The following is a 14,828-nucleotide window of genomic DNA, read 5'->3' on the forward strand; positions in this document are numbered from 1 at the left end:
CGTAGCGCAAGTGAAACAGCTACAGATTCGCCAGATCAAGAAAAAGCTGGTTAAATTTGGCATCACCGGAGTAGAATTGGGCCTGATGAGTACTTTTCAAGCTGGCTGATTATCAGTATATTAAAGAGCATGCGTACATCCAAACAGGGCCGGACCGCCGGTGCGGTGTAAAGGTTCAGGTACGGTTGTTTAGTTGAGTTTTGCGCCCACCATCAATCCCTGTGGGTGTTGGGTGGACAAAAAAGCCAATCACGTAGCCGTGGACTCGTATGCGACAAGTGGCACGTCCCGCGATAGAACGATTTAGGCTCGTTCGGCGGGTGGCGTTTGACAGTTTGAACACCCCAATAAGGTAAATTTAGTGCACATTAAACAAGCATATATGAAACAGTTGGTTTACCTGACTATCCTTAGTTTTTTGAATTTTAATGCTATCGCCCAATACTTTGAGGGGCGTATCCTCTACAAGAACAGTTTCTTTTTGCCTAATGGTCAGGACATCACGGCGTCGGCAGCAAAAATGATGGGAACCGAGCAAGATTATTACATCAATGCTAAGCATTACAAATCTTTGATGAACGGACAGATGATAACAATGCAGCTCTATCGAAGTGATGAGAACAAATATTACAGCGTTGACGGTAACAATACTGCTCAAAGTTTTGATGGCAGCACCGAATCAGGTAAGATTACCAAAGTTGAAACATTAGAAGGTACATTTGATGTTTTGGGGCGTAAATGCAAGGGCGTTGTGCTGACAGGCAATTCATCCAAAACAACGTACTACTACGATGAATCAATGAAAGTGAACATTGAGACGTTTTCAAAGCATAAGTTCGGCAATTGGATAGATTACCTACAAGCCTCTAATGGAGCATTACCTTTGGCGTTCATCATAGAAAATCCACAATACACTTGGAAATCTGAAGCTGTCAAAGTGGAACCAAAGAAATTAGATGATTCTGAATTCACTTTACCCAAAGGAGTAAAAATGAAAATGTAATTCTTGGATGTCAGGCATAATTGGTTCGCTCCGCATGGGTTGACTTCCGCTGATAAGAAACCATCTCTCGAAGGTAGAGTACTCAATCCGACAGTCACCGAATTCGCGGGCGAACGAATCCAGAAGAACTGTTAGATTGCCTTTTTAAATAATCCTGACTATCAGATAATTAAAGTTCAATAATACATCTAAATAATGGAGTAAAGGTCAGAGCAACATTGGTTGTTTTGCGTAGCTAATTCGCCATTAACACTCGGGGTGTTGGATGAATTAGCCAAACAAAAAAGCCTGGGTTCCGATTCTGGTATGGCAGGTGAAACCTCTCATTGACGATGCGCTTTTAGCTCGCTACTCAAGTTTCGACTGACGGGTCAACCATTCCGACAAGTCAAGGTTTGCGACAGAGTTAATTTGAATACGTTAAATTTAGACTAATGGATAATATGGTGTATTTCATGTTGGGTTTGCTAGTATTCATCGTCAGCCTAGGGCTCAACTTTCTGGTGCCCCCACAATCAGACAATTAAAATTCGAAAACACAACCGTTAGCCTTTGTGGCCGTTAGGTAGACTGCTTTTCATAATACAAAAGCGGATCAGCGATCCTACCCATTACATTCGGCTGGGCAAGGCCGATTTTCGTTGCATTTTAGTAGCTTCGCGTAGGACAATTTCAAACTACCATTATGAAAATGAAGCTCATACTAGTCTTATTAGTGCTTGGCACCTGTTTTTCAGCATTTGCCCAACAAAAACTCGATTCAAAAACCAGTAGTAAAGCGGATGCTGGCGATAAGGGGTTGATTAAAGTTTCCATTTTTTATCCTTACGCAGAAGGTAAAACCTTCGATATGGACTATTATGAGAAAAGCCATATGCCCTTTGTAGCCGGTTTGTTAGGGGCCAACCTGGTGCGTTATACTATAGACAAAGGTGTTTCAAATGGCACGCCCAACTCGCCACTACCTTTTATGGCTATCGGAAGTTTCTATGTAAAGAGCCTGGCTGACTATCAGGCGGCTATCTCCCCAAATATAAACGCCATACGGGCCGATTTCCCCAAGTACACCAATGTCAGTCCGATGATACTGATTAGTGAGGTAATCAAGTGATTTTTTAGATTTATCGAAATGCCCAAAAGCAAGATTCCTTCAAGCTGAGCAGAAGCTTGAAGGAATCAGTTGCCTGGTGTGAGTTAGTAGGCCAATCAATCCGATAATGTAGGATGGGCGTAGATAGATCATTATGCAGAAACATACGATCTATCTGGCTATTCTGGGATGCTTGCTCCCACTAGTAAATGTGGCGCAACGCATCGATAATACGGCATCGTTTCGGCAAATGGGCTCCGATAATTATTTCCGTTTTCACTACGACAACGACTATTTTACGGCAACAGACCGATATTATACGCAGGGTTACAATGTTGAAGTTGTTAATCCGGCACTCCGAAAAAATCCCCTCACGAAACTGCTCGTTACATTAAAAGGGAATCCGATCCAATATGGCCTGTCGTTGGAGCATTTTGGGTTTACGCCCACTACCCTTGGAAGCGATGCGATCCTGGTAGGAGATCGTCCGTTTGCTGCGTGCATTCTCGTCAAAACGTTTAGCATATCCACTGATACACTGCGTCGGGTTCGCGTGTCATCGTTGCTCAGTACGGGTATGGTAGGGCCGATTGCGTTTGGCTACGAAATGCAGGCGGCTATTCATCGGCTCATCAACGGTGTTGAACCACATGGCTGGCAGCACCAGATTCGCAACGATGCCATTTTGAATTACAACCTTACCTACGAAAAGCAGCTATATGCCTATCGTCATGCGCTATCGGTAAGCGCTACTGCCCAGGTTCAGGTCGGCACATTCCTGAATCGGGCACAAACAGGAGTTGCGGTCATACTAGGTCGATTCGATTCACCGTTTAGCCAGACGACGACCAGTAAGCGCTTGCAATTGTATGCCTATGCCCAGCCTTTAGTTAGTATTGTTGCCTATGATGCTACCCTGCAAGGTGGGTTATTTAACCGCAGTAGCCCGTACGTAATTCCGGCCGATCAACTGACGCGGACTACATTTCAGGCAAATTATGGCGCTGTGTTTCGATACAAAAAACTTTACCTGGAATATTATCAGTCGTTGCTTACCCGCGAATTCGAAACGGGAATGCCTCATCGCTGGGGTGGTATAAAAATCGGTGTAGCTTTCAATGTAACTTCCTACCGCTAAAATGAACCCGACGTGAGTCGTTTAGAAACGTCTACTCTCCTGTCGGATAATAAATCTATACGTACGCATCTTGGTTAAGTGATTGCCGTTACTCTATCTTCGTTGGAAATACATCTGCTACATGAAAATTAGAAAAGCCGTCATTACCGCAGCTGCACGCGGAGAACGTTTATACCCCGTTGCCGATACAATACAGAAAGCCATGCTGCCCATCATCGATACCGATGGGCTGCACAAACCCGTTATTCAGGCTATTGCCGAAGAGGCTTTCCTAAGCGGTATTGAAGAAATCTGCGTGGTGTGTGCCCCAGGCGATGGTGACCGGTATATCAACGCCTTTACTTCTCTGCGTGATAACCTGATCAAATCCTACAAAAACGTTGACTGGGCCCAGGAAGAAGCAGATAAAATAGACAACCTCATCAGTCGGGTCCGCTTTGCCGAGCAGCCAGAACCGCTGGGGTATGGTCACGCCGTTTATTGTGCCAAAGACTTTGTAGCTGATGAACCGTTTCTGCTCCTCCTCGGCGACTACCTGTACATCTCCAATCTGACCAGCAAACGGTGTGCTACCCAACTCATCGAACTGGCTGTACAGGAAAATTGCTCTGTATCGGCCGTTAACCCAACCATCGAGCATCAGATCGGTCGGTATGGCACACTTACGGGCAAGCATATACCCGGCATGAATGGGGTGTACCAGATTGAACGACTTATTGAGAAACCCTCGCTGAGCGTAGCTGAGCTTGAACTCCAGACACCCGGTTTGCGGGTTGGTTACTACCTATGCTTCTTCGGTATGCACGTGTTTACCCCAACAGTATTCAGCCTGCTGGAAATACAGATCGCGCAGGATGGCACCAACATTCCGTTGACACCGGCCCTTCAGGAACTGGCCCATATCGAAAAATACCTGGCGCTCGAGGTCAAGGGAAATCGATACGACTTAAGTGGGCGGCAGGGACTTCTACGGGCGCAGATGGCCCTCGGTCTGGCAGGAGTGGCTCACGACGAAACGCTGACGTCGATGGTCGAACTATTGGCCGAAGCTAATTCGCGAAAGGCACAACTTACTGCTAACTAGCCGATAGCCGAATCCACTGATCCCAAGAAGCGCTATTCTGTTTAGCCGAAATCAACATGAATATATTTATAGAAACCATTACGTCTACAGATCCTGCTATTCGTAATCGATCCTTTTTTGACCTCAGCCGAAATTTATCTGCCAATAGTTTACTAAAGGCGCTGCGCGAACTGGATGCCTTCCGAAAGTCGACTCCAAACCTGTACGATAAAGTCCGAGCCATTCTTTTCCTGTATGCCGGGTTTCGTTTCTTCCTGATGGAAACCAACGAAATTCCGGCTATTGGAAAAATCCCCTACGCTGGTTTCGATGATTTGCTGTCGCGTCGGTTCGAACAGGCTATTGCCACATTTTTGCAGGAACTAGATAAACAAGGCCCAAACGCTACTTTACTAAGTGCGCTAGCCGACAGCTATCATCAACTGTCGTTTCAGACCCTGGCCGATCAGGTTCGTAAAAGCGTCCGTTCCAGCAAAGGCAACCAGTGGATGTTTCGGGTAGGTCATCAGGCTGAGCATCCGATTCGCATTCATCCCCGTCTGCTCCAACGCCCGGACAACTCCCTCTTCTACCCTATTCTGCACGAGCAAACCTCCGTGCGGATGGACTTAACCCATAGCGGTTGGTCAGACATTTTCTTTCTGGGTATGGACTATCCCGAAGGAGCTCGTGTCATCAATATTTCCATCGACTTGGGTGTATTCGGTCGTGACAAAGACATTCGCCCACCGCTGAACTGTTATGTCCGGGCCATTCCTGAACCCGTTCTTCGCCTGACTAGTGTCGATTTGAACACAACCAAAGACATTCACGATCTCGACGATCTGTTCAACTTCGGGAATGACTACCTGAGTCTGGTTAAAGCGGGTGTAATTGCTTCGGGTCTGATTCCGCCTTCGTTCGAAGGAACCAACCAATCGCTGGCCGACATTCTGGCCCGGATTGTGGCACCGGGAATGGGCATTGAACTGGTCACGAAAGTCAACGATATTCCGAAAGGTTCGCGGTTTGCGGTATCGACCAACCTGTTGGGCTCCATTATCAGCCTGCTAATGCGGGCTACCTGCCAAACGCAACGGCTGGAAGGTGGCTTGCAGGAAAATGAGCGACGTCTGGTAGCCTCCCGGGCTATTCTGGGCGAATGGATCGGCGGTTCGGGCGGTGGCTGGCAGGACTCGGGGGGCGTTTGGCCGGGCATCAAAGCCATTCAGGGTACGTTTGCCCAGGAAGGTGACCCCGAATACGGCATCAGCCGGGGCACATTATTACCCCGCCACCGGGTGTTGCAGGGCGAAGACATCCACCCCGACATTCAGGAGAAAATCATGCACTCATTGGTATTGATGCATGGCGGTATGGCCTCCAACGTTGGGCCTATTCTGGAGATGGTTACCGAGAAATACCTGCTTCGGGGTGGTAACGAATGGGATGCCCGCCAGCAAACAAACCAGATTTTCGATAACATCCTGAGTGCCATTAAAGAAGGTGATATTAAGAAACTGGGCCAGAATACTGCCCGCAACTGGGAATACCCGATCAAAACCATTATTCCCTGGGCCTCCACCTATTTCACGGAACAGATCATTGCCAAAGCGAAGAAGCAAATCGGCGACGATTATTATGGATTCCTGATGCTGGGCGGTATGTCGGGGGGGGGTATGGGCATGTTTGTCAATCCGGCCCATTACGAAGACTACAAAGTACAGGTGCTGGAGATGCTTCGGAAAACGAAAAACGAACTTTCCGACTCGCTGCCCTTTGCTATGGAGCCGGTCGTATACAACTGGAGTATCAACAACAAAGGCACCTGGGCCAATCTTCTGGAAGGAAACCAGGCCATGATGCCCGAACAGTACTACGGTATTCAGGTATCGGAACTAGTCCGTAAAGACCCAAAATCAATCCCCTACGTTCGCCGGGCCGAAATCGATTACTTTACAACCTACTGCGACCAAAATAACCTGGCGTATCCATTGTTACGGACCATCGTCAGCAACTTATTTAAGGTATCGGACCCAACTTCACAGGGCAACCGAAGCGTCGAAAATGAGAAAGCCGACCAGATCAAGAAAGAAAACGGGTTCGACTACATTCAGCACAACGAAATTCGGGAAGAACTACAAAAGGGGCGCATTGGCCTATCGCGTAACCGACTATCGGCCGAAACCACGATTGATGACGTACTACCGGGTGACCTTGTCCCGCTCGAATCAATAACATCAGCTGTCCAGACAGGCGAAGCGGCCATACGAGCAGGTAAGGTGGCTATTATGGGCCTGGCGGCTGGCGTAGGGAGTCGATGGACCAAAGGGGCCGGGGTTATTAAGGCTATCAACCCGTTTGTTGAAATTGACGGTGTGCACCGGAGCTTTCTGGAGATTCATCTGGCCAAAACCCGTAAAGTTTCTGAACGGTATAATGCTCCGATTCCCTACATCGTAGCAACGAGTTACCTAACTCACGAACCCATCCGAAAAAAACTAACACAAACGGGTAATTTCGGGTATCAGGGACCTACTTATCTATCGCCGGGCCGTTCGATTGGGCAACGTTTTGTACCGATGGAGCGCGATTTACGGTTTTTGTGGGAAGATATGCCCCAGGAAACCCTCGATGAGAACAAACAGAAGGTTCGGGATGCAGTACGTCAGTCGATGATTGCCTGGGCCAAATCGAAAGGAGAAGGCAGCGATTATGTCGATAATATTGCAGCACAACGATTCTCGCCCCTGGGCCACTGGTATGAAGTTTCGAACCTGTTACGCAATGGGGTGCTGGCAAAGGTACTGGCCGAACAGCCACAGGTAGAAACGATCATGCTGCATAACATCGACACCCTCGGTGCCGACGTCAATCCAGCGGCTTTAGGCCATCACCTTGAATCGGGAAATACGCTTACGTTTGAAGTCGTACCCCGTCGTATCGAAGACCGAGGGGGTGGGCTCGCCCGAGTCAATGGACAACTTCGGCTACTGGAAGGACTGGCTCAGCCCCGCGAAGAGGACGAGCTAAATCTGAGCTATTACAACACCAATACGACCTGGATTCAGGTTGATCCGTTGCTCCAACTCTTCGGCCTTACCCGTGCCGATCTGCAAACCAGCGACGACGCTCAACTGGCCAAAGCCGTACGAAGTGTAGCGCATCGAATGCCAACTTACGTAACCATCAAAGATGTAAAATACCGATGGGGACATGGCCAGGAAGATATTTACCCGGTCGCACAAATTGAAAAGCTCTGGAGCGATATGTCGGCCCTTTCCGATGTAAAATGCGGATATATCGAAGTCCCTCGCTATCGTGGTCAGCAGATGAAAGACCCAGCTCAGTTAGACTCCTGGGTAACCGACGGCAGTAAAGCCCACGTAGCGTCGCTCTGTACGTTTGAACCGGCCGAAGTTCAATAAAAAATAGAACACAGATTTTTATGATGATTATGATCTGTGTAAATCATAATCATCATAAAAATCTGTGTTCTATTTTGGGTAAAACTGTGTATCGATTGCTTTCTTATAAATCATCGCATCGCTCGCAAAACATGAGATTTATCCCTTTATTGCTTGTAGCCATCACTACCCTATCGGCCTGCTCCACCAAACAGCCTGACTCACCGATTATCGGGACCTGGGAGCTGGTATCGGCCACAACGATCGAGAAAGATTCCAGCTTTTCTACGTTCGACCCGACCCACAAAATGATCAAGATTATTAATCCAACACATTTTGCCTTCCTCAATCACGCCATTAACCCACCGAAAGATTCTACGAATCAGTTCACGGCAGGTGGTGGCAGCTATACGCTGAAAGACAGCGTATACACCGAAAATCTGGACTATTTTAGCGATAAGGCTTGGGAAAACCACAAATTCGAGTTTGTTGTCAACATCTCGAACGACACGCTGATTCAGAAAGGAGTTGAGAAAGTAGAAAAGCTGGGTATCGATCACATCATTATCGAGAAGTATAAACGGGTTACGAAGTAGCGTAGTAATCAAGACTGCTATTCTCTAAACCGACGCACAAGGTTTTGAGAAACCTCGCTGTATCGGTTGCAGCAACCGACACCACAGCTACTACAGGAGAATCCTCTACTTACTCAGCCTATTATACTGCTTTAACACCTTGCGGATCGTTTCGTGGGGTAACGCTGGAATGAAGTTGTCGTTGATACCTCTCATGTCTTTGGCCGCTACCAGCGCGTTCAGGATAGCTTCTTCGGTAGCCTGGGCGGTGGCCGTAAACAAGGGGTCAATTTGATCATTCGTTAGCATCTCCACCGACTTTGTCTTAGCTTTTCGATCAAATATGCCGGGGTTTGCCGTCGAAAAGGCCAGAAAAATATCGCCCGAACTATTACCGCCGACTCCACCCATTTTACCAATGCCCAGCGAAACCCGTTGGGCAATGCGTTTTAACTGGTGTGGCAGTAAAGGAGCATCGGTTGCCACAATGGCAATGATCGAACCTCGCTCGTCGGATTGTTTCGCTTTCGGCTTCCCATAAATTTGTTCGCCGTTGAGTTGCCAGGCCAAGGTATCGAGCAACGCCCTACCCACAGGTACACCCGCAATGGTCAATTGCGCCCGGCTCCCGAAATTAGCCTGAACCAATACACCAACGGTATATCCATTTGCTACCCTCGATGATGTACCCGTCCCTCCCTTGAAGCCCAAACAAACCATACCTGTGCCACCGCCAACGGCACCTTCCGCCACGGAACCGCTTTTAGCCCCATCGAGAGCAGTCATCACATGTTCTTTCTTAACGTGGAAGCCATTGATATCATTTAGCATACCATCGTATGTTTCGGCAACAAGTGGGTACGAAAACCAGATATCATTACCTAAGTCCTTGTAAAACTTGTTTTGGGCTTCCCAGGCTACAGTCGCATCCCGGACTACCCCCACACTATGCGTGTTGGTAATCAGAATCGGCGTTTCCAGAAAGCCGGATTCGGTTATCCAGGTGGTACCAGTCATTTCGCCATTTCCATTGAGCGTATGCCAGTTTGCAAAAACAGGATCGCAGGTTTTACCACGCGGCAAAATGGCCGTAACGCCCGTACGAACAGGCCCTTTTCCTACATCCAGTTTGCCATTGCCCGAAATAAGCGTAACCATACCTACTTCAACGCCTTTCACATCGGTGATAGCATTGTATCGCCCTGGTGTTCCATCGAGTGGGATACCGAGATCACGGGCACGAGGAGCCGTCTGTGCCTGGGCTAGTGACAACGTTAAACCTACCAGAAGATATGTCAGAATGATTTTCATTTGCATAGAAACTACTTGTGAGTACGCTTTACAAAGTAGTTAATTTAACAAAAGGGAGTAATCTTAAAAACGCTCTTTTTTGATTTTCCCTAAAAAGCTCAAACGAGTTATCTGCTAGTTTGTGAACCCTGGAGAAACCAGATCGATTACTGATTGAAACGAGATAAACTTACTCCGACCATGGCATCATCTCATCTTGATTAGGGAGTTAGCAAACTAGCATCTTTCATCCATTGATGGATGCGCCCAAACCATTCGTCAAACATTGGGGTTTTGCCGAAGCCGTGTTCGCCTTTCTGATATACATGCAGGTCGGCTGGAACACCATTCTGCTGGAGCGCTTCATAAAAGACCAGGCTATTTTTGACGGGTACCTTCGAATCATCTCCCGCATGAGTGAGGAACGTTGGCGGGGTTGCTTTATCGACGTGCAATTCGTTGGAATAGAGCTGAATTTGCTCCGGTTTCGGTGATTCGCCCAGCAGGTTTTTGCGGTTTTTGGCACTTCCAATGTCAGCCGAAAGGCTAATTACCGGATAAATCAGGATCATAAAATCGGGGCGCAGATTTATAGCTTCCGGGTTGTCGATCACTGGCTTCTGAAAATGTGTTCCGGCCGTAGCTGCCAGATGCCCACCCGCCGAAAAGCCCATAATCCCGATTCGCTTTGGATCGACACCCCATTCGGCTGCTCGTTGGCGAATGATTTTCAATGCCTGTTGGGCATCCTGTAACGGACCAATGGCTGGGTCGATCATGGTTTTCGCATTAGGCAGCCGGTATTTCATCACAAAAGCGGCCACGCCCAGTTTGGTAAAGGCTTCGGCCATGTCGAAGCCTTCTCGTTTCATAACCAGCGTTTCGTAGCCACCGCCGGGGCAGACAATCACAGCAGTTCCGGTGGCCTTTTTCTTAGGAGGTAAGAAGACGGTGAGCGTTGGCTGAACGACGTTGGATACACTCTGATCGGGTCGTTTAATTTCCTTGACGTCCGATTGCTTCGAATTTGGGATTGGCCCGGTATACAAGGAGATTTCGTGCTGGGCCACACTGATGAGGGCAACCAGGCAACAGTAGCCGCTTAGTAGTAGCTTTTTTATCATGCTGAACGTGAAACGTAAACGTAGTTACAAAAGAAAGCAATCACACAAGGTGGCGGTGCTTTACTCAATTACCAACCTATCATATAAGTAAATGGATAATGCGCAATGAATAATGTACAATGATAATAAGATGAATATCACGCATTCGGAGTCGCCCGTGCGGTTCATTTTACATTATTCATTGTGCATTATTCATTGAACAATCTTTACGCTTTAATCGCTTTCGGTTTCAGCCCTGAAACTTCTTCAATACGTACGGACTGACCTGTTTGCTTACTTTTTCGAGCGCAGATGCCGACCAGGATCGCCATGGCCCCATCCCGGCTTCCGGCCGTCTGGCGGAACGCATCCGGCGTGTTGGGGTTCCGAAAAATCTTGTCCCGAAGGCGCGCGTCTCCTCCACCATGCCCCTCGGCCTGAGGCACTTTAATGAACTCGACTTCGCCAAAGTTTTTGGATAGCATGAGTTCATCATAGGGTTCAATCGGCATCTTACCCGTTTCCTTGATCCAGGCCTCCAGTCTTCCCTTCGTTCCGTTAAAGGCAATCCGGTAGCCTTCGTATGGCGAATAAGTGGTCAGCGAATAACTTACATTGACCCCATTGGCGTACTGAATGGTAGCTGCCATTTTATCGTCGATGTTGACATCCTCTTTAAACACACAGCCATCCCGCAGGTAGCCATCATACTTCTCGTTGTCGATGTAGAGCGCCGTCAACCGTTTGTCCTTCGTAATGTCCCAGTAAAAGCTACAGTCGCTCTTGTGGGAACAGCTTCGGCAGTTTTCCGCCCGGAAAGGGCCTTTTTTGCCGTAAAAATCTAGCGTTCCCTGCGCATAAACCTGCTCCGGTTCCGACTCCAGCCACCAATTCAGCAAGTCGAAGTGGTGGCTGGCTTTGTGGACCCATAAGGAACCGCTGTTTTCCTGGAGCCGGTGCCAGCGTCGGAAATAATCGGCCCCATGATGAATGTCTAAATACCAGTGGAAATCAACGGAGGTAATCGTCCCAATGACGCCTTCACGCAACAGCTCATAGAGTTTCTGACGGTGGGGCGAATACCGATAGTTGAAGGTGACAGTCACTTTTTTGCCCGTCCGCTTTTCGGCCTCCAGAATAGCCCGGCATTTAGTTTCATCGGTGGTCATGGGTTTTTCGGTAATGATGTCGGCACCCATTTCCATGCCTTTGATGATAAACTGATCGTGGGTCGCATCGACTGTGGTGACGATCAACAGGTCGGGTTTGGTTTCCCGCATCATTTGTTCAAAATCAGTAAACACTGGGCAGGTTACATTCATCAGTTTCTGGGCTGTTTTCGCCCGGCCAATGTTCTTGTCGCACAGCCCGACAAATTCAACGATGTCGCCAAACTCCTGCACGACCGGTGTCCCCCACATACTGGTTCCCCGGTGGCCAGTTCCGACCATAGCCACCCGACGTTTGGGCGCGTTTAGGGGTAGCGAGGGAAAGGATGAGGCAGTAACTACACTGGCGGCCGCCAGGGAGGATTGGTGTAAAAAAGCGCGTCGGGTAAGGTCGTTCGATTTCATTCAGATATGTTTTGGTTGTATAGAATGGTACAGACATTGGTCAACGGTTTTGAGCGGGCCATTGCCAGGTCAGCAGGTCATCGCTCCAGGCAATGCCGATGGACGCATTTTTGTCGAAGTCGCCCTCCTCTTCACTCAATGGCCCGGAGCCGTGGAACAGCATCACGTATTTACCAAAGGCAGGAATTTGTTTGAGGTTCAGGACCGAACCCGCCGTGAGTCGCCCCTTGGCCCAGGACCAGTCCGACTGACCCAGCGTAATGAGTCCGCCCCAGTCCTGCCAGTTTTTTAAATCCGTTGAGCGTTTTAGGCAGATCCCGTTTTTCGGCGAATGCATCAGGATGTACTGGTTATCTTCGACTAACACACAGGCATTTTCGCCCGACTCCGTATGGCCGACAAAGGTCCAGTTACGCAGATCAGAAGAACTCGACATACTGACGCCATTCTGTTTGTAAAAGCACCACCATTTCCCCGGTTCGTCTTTATCGGCCAGCAGATATGGGTCAATCATTCGCCCCATGTCCTTTTCTGTCACGGAAGGGCCTTTGACCCGAAGTAACTCCGGGCTACTCCAGTGAATCAAATCCCGGCTTCGCATCGTAAAAATCCGGGCATCCTGGGTGGCATACCGGGGCATCTGATCGGTTGTATAATCGGGTCGGGGGTAGGTTTGCAGGCACAATACCCATTCGTCGCCCTGCCGCACAACATTGCCGGGACTGCTGTAGTCGAGCCGTTGGTCGCGGGGAGTTAGGATGCGCAGGGGTGTCCACTGCTGGAGGTCTTTAGTGCGGGTCATCGCTACATAGGAGTAAATTTTATGCTCCTCCTCAATGCGTACCAGGGTAAAAAAGACGTACAGACTATACTGATGATACAGGAATGACGGATCGCGGTAGGCCGTGTGTTCGTCACCCCGAAACAGAATCGGCGATGTCAATGCCGCCAACCGATTGTTAACGGGTGGCTCCGCTGGCCCAGACCAGGCAAATAGCCCGGCGATCAGGTACAAAAACAGAAGTGGTTGCATGAGATTGAAATAATGGACGATGCACAATGCACAATGGATAATGAATAATGGATAATGAAATCCCGCTGGTTACCAGCAAGTTGAATTTATCCATTCTACATTATCCATTATTCATTATTCATTGTCTTAATACCCCGTGTTTTGCTTTAAAAGCGGGTTAATGTCAATCTGCTGCTGGGGAAGCGGGAACAGCAGATCCCGCTCCGAAACGGTTTTACCCGTCGCTTTCATCACCGTCAGGGCGCGGCCTGTTCGGACCAGGTCGAACCAGCGATGTCCTTCAAAGGCTAACTCAACGCGACGTTCCTGTTCCAGCGCGAGCCGGGCATCTGCCTGCGACAGACCCGTGCGGTCTGCAAGCCCGGCCCGAGATCGAATCTGATTGAGATACGGCAGCGCCTGACTGGTTTGTCCTTGTTCGTTCAGGGCTTCGGCATACATGAGCAGTACATCCGCATAGCGCAGCACAATCCAGTTGCCATCGCCATCATAAGCCGTCGCCAAGGGGGTAATGAATTGCTTTTTCACGTAGGGATCATTGTAGACCTGCTTGCCATCGGTCCAGGTTTCACTCAACGACACAGGTTTGCGCAAATCACCCAGCTCGTAGGCGGCAATCATGTTCTGCGTCGGTCGGTTGTAACCCTGCCCATTTCCCTGACCTGTGACATAAACAGCGCCCCGTTTCGGCGAAAAAGTAGTGGCATAGATACTGCCTTCGCCCTGACTGCTGGCTTTATAGGCTACTTCAAAAACCGACTCTTTATTCTGCGCGTTGGCATCCAGAAACACACTCGCGTAGGCAGGCAGTAAACTGTACGTACCGGCATCGATCACCGTTTTCAGCGTCTGGGCGGCCTTATCATATTGCTTTTGAGTCAGATACACTTTTCCCAGCAACGTTGTCGCAGCCCCTTTGGTGGCTCTGCCCACGTTGGCTCCGGTGTAACTTGCGGGCAGTTTTGCGCTGGCATCGGTCAGGTCGCTTCCAATTTGGGTATACACATCCGCCACTGGACTCCGATTGACCTGATAGGCATCGGCTCCGCTAATGGCCGTTGTCACCAGCGGAACATCGCCATACACCCGTACCAGATTGAAATAAGCCAGTGCTCGCAAAAATTTAGCTTCGCCGATCAACTGGTCTTTCTGGGTAGCGTCCGAAAAATTCACCGACGGTATCCGGCTCAGCACGGTATTGCACTGATTGATCAACCGATAATGGGCATTCCAGGCATCGGAGATAAAACTGTTGGTCGACAGCAGGGTAAACGTATCAAAATCGCCATACACCTGTGTGGTGCCCGCATAGTCTTCCTGTTCAGTGTTGTCGGAGCGTTCTTCGGCAAACAAAAACCAGTTTCCGTACATGCCGCCCGTCTGTAAGGTCGAATAAGCGCCTAGAATAGCCGTCTGAAAATCGGCCGGGGTCTGGTAGAATTTATCGATGTTGGCCGACGAAATCGGCGATAGGGCCAGAAAGTCGTCCTGGCAAGCCGAGGAGGCCAGTGCGAGTAGGAGAAGTAAACTAGATGAAAATCGTTTCATAGAA

At 48.9% G+C, this 14,828-nt stretch carries 11 protein-coding genes; 6 read left to right on the forward strand and 5 right to left on the reverse strand.

The features are described 5' to 3' along the window. Positions 1-382: 382 nt before the first annotated feature. The 6 genes from BGO59_RS24155 (at position 383) to BGO59_RS24180 (ending at position 8,297) form a co-directional block, all read left to right on the forward strand. Complete coding sequence (locus BGO59_RS24155) at positions 383-1,003, forward strand: hypothetical protein (RefSeq protein WP_293687562.1); 621 nt, start codon at positions 383-385, stop codon at positions 1,001-1,003. Positions 1,004-1,694: 691 nt separating this feature from the next. Continuing rightward, complete coding sequence (locus BGO59_RS24160; RefSeq protein WP_293687563.1) at positions 1,695-2,114, forward strand: EthD family reductase; 420 nt, start codon at positions 1,695-1,697, stop codon at positions 2,112-2,114. 133 nt (positions 2,115-2,247) lie between these two features. Then, entirely contained in the window at positions 2,248-3,231 is a 984-nt protein-coding gene (locus BGO59_RS24165) for a lipid A deacylase LpxR family protein (RefSeq protein ID WP_293687565.1), read from the forward strand. 121 nt (positions 3,232-3,352) lie between these two features. Then, positions 3,353-4,315, forward strand: coding sequence for a UTP--glucose-1-phosphate uridylyltransferase (locus BGO59_RS24170; RefSeq protein WP_293687567.1), 963 nt, complete (start codon positions 3,353-3,355; stop codon positions 4,313-4,315). Positions 4,316-4,371: 56 nt separating this feature from the next. Further along, positions 4,372-7,722, forward strand: coding sequence for a UTP--glucose-1-phosphate uridylyltransferase (locus tag BGO59_RS24175; RefSeq protein WP_293687569.1), 3,351 nt, complete (start codon positions 4,372-4,374; stop codon positions 7,720-7,722). A gap of 131 nt (positions 7,723-7,853) precedes the next feature. Then, entirely contained in the window at positions 7,854-8,297 is a 444-nt protein-coding gene (locus BGO59_RS24180) for a hypothetical protein (RefSeq protein ID WP_293687571.1), read from the forward strand. Between the two features lie 105 nt (positions 8,298-8,402). On the opposite strand, the gene BGO59_RS24185 is transcribed toward BGO59_RS24180, so the two are convergent. The 5 genes from BGO59_RS24185 to BGO59_RS24205 all read right to left on the reverse strand — a co-directional run bounded on the left by BGO59_RS24185 (position 8,403) and on the right by BGO59_RS24205 (position 14,824). Continuing rightward, positions 8,403-9,587, reverse strand: a complete 1,185-nt coding sequence (locus BGO59_RS24185) for a P1 family peptidase (protein ID WP_293687573.1) — start codon at positions 9,585-9,587, stop codon at positions 8,403-8,405. A 200-nt stretch (positions 9,588-9,787) separates the two neighbouring features. After that, positions 9,788-10,690, reverse strand: a complete 903-nt coding sequence (locus BGO59_RS24190) for an alpha/beta hydrolase (protein WP_293687575.1) — start codon at positions 10,688-10,690, stop codon at positions 9,788-9,790. Positions 10,691-10,896: 206 nt separating this feature from the next. Then, positions 10,897-12,243: a Gfo/Idh/MocA family protein gene (locus tag BGO59_RS24195; protein WP_293687577.1), complete on the reverse strand. Its 1,347-nt coding sequence runs from the start codon at positions 12,241-12,243 to the stop codon at positions 10,897-10,899. 40 nt (positions 12,244-12,283) lie between these two features. Then, the gene (locus BGO59_RS24200) at positions 12,284-13,276 is read right to left on the reverse strand and encodes a hypothetical protein (protein ID WP_293687579.1); all 993 of its coding nucleotides are present in this window, start codon (positions 13,274-13,276) and stop codon (positions 12,284-12,286) included. Between the two features lie 126 nt (positions 13,277-13,402). Further along, positions 13,403-14,824 carry a RagB/SusD family nutrient uptake outer membrane protein gene (locus BGO59_RS24205; protein WP_293687581.1) on the reverse strand — a complete coding sequence of 474 codons (1,422 nt, stop codon included), beginning with the start codon at positions 14,822-14,824 and terminating at the stop codon, positions 13,403-13,405. Between the last annotated feature and the right edge of the window lie 4 nt (positions 14,825-14,828).

Source organism: Spirosoma sp. 48-14, assembly GCF_001898575.1.
Classification (GTDB): Bacteria; Bacteroidota; Bacteroidia; order Cytophagales; family Spirosomataceae; genus Spirosoma.

Excerpts from the sequence above, each read along its gene's own strand:
- BGO59_RS24195 (WP_293687577.1), bottom strand. The coding sequence starts at position 12,243 with ATGAAATCGAACGACCTTACCCGACGCGCTTTTTTACACCAATCCTCC.
- BGO59_RS24185 (WP_293687573.1), bottom strand. The coding sequence starts at position 9,587 with ATGAAAATCATTCTGACATATCTTCTGGTAGGTTTAACGTTGTCACTA.
- BGO59_RS24200 (WP_293687579.1), bottom strand. The coding sequence starts at position 13,276 with ATGCAACCACTTCTGTTTTTGTACCTGATCGCCGGGCTATTTGCCTGG.
- BGO59_RS24175 (WP_293687569.1), top strand. The coding sequence starts at position 4,372 with ATGAATATATTTATAGAAACCATTACGTCTACAGATCCTGCTATTCGT.
- BGO59_RS24160 (WP_293687563.1), top strand. The coding sequence starts at position 1,695 with ATGAAGCTCATACTAGTCTTATTAGTGCTTGGCACCTGTTTTTCAGCA.
- BGO59_RS24170 (WP_293687567.1), top strand. The coding sequence starts at position 3,353 with ATGAAAATTAGAAAAGCCGTCATTACCGCAGCTGCACGCGGAGAACGT.
- BGO59_RS24190 (WP_293687575.1), bottom strand. The coding sequence starts at position 10,690 with ATGATAAAAAAGCTACTACTAAGCGGCTACTGTTGCCTGGTTGCCCTC.
- BGO59_RS24155 (WP_293687562.1), top strand. The coding sequence starts at position 383 with ATGAAACAGTTGGTTTACCTGACTATCCTTAGTTTTTTGAATTTTAAT.
- BGO59_RS24165 (WP_293687565.1), top strand. The coding sequence starts at position 2,248 with ATGCAGAAACATACGATCTATCTGGCTATTCTGGGATGCTTGCTCCCA.
- BGO59_RS24205 (WP_293687581.1), bottom strand. The coding sequence starts at position 14,824 with ATGAAACGATTTTCATCTAGTTTACTTCTCCTACTCGCACTGGCCTCC.
- BGO59_RS24180 (WP_293687571.1), top strand. The coding sequence starts at position 7,854 with ATGAGATTTATCCCTTTATTGCTTGTAGCCATCACTACCCTATCGGCC.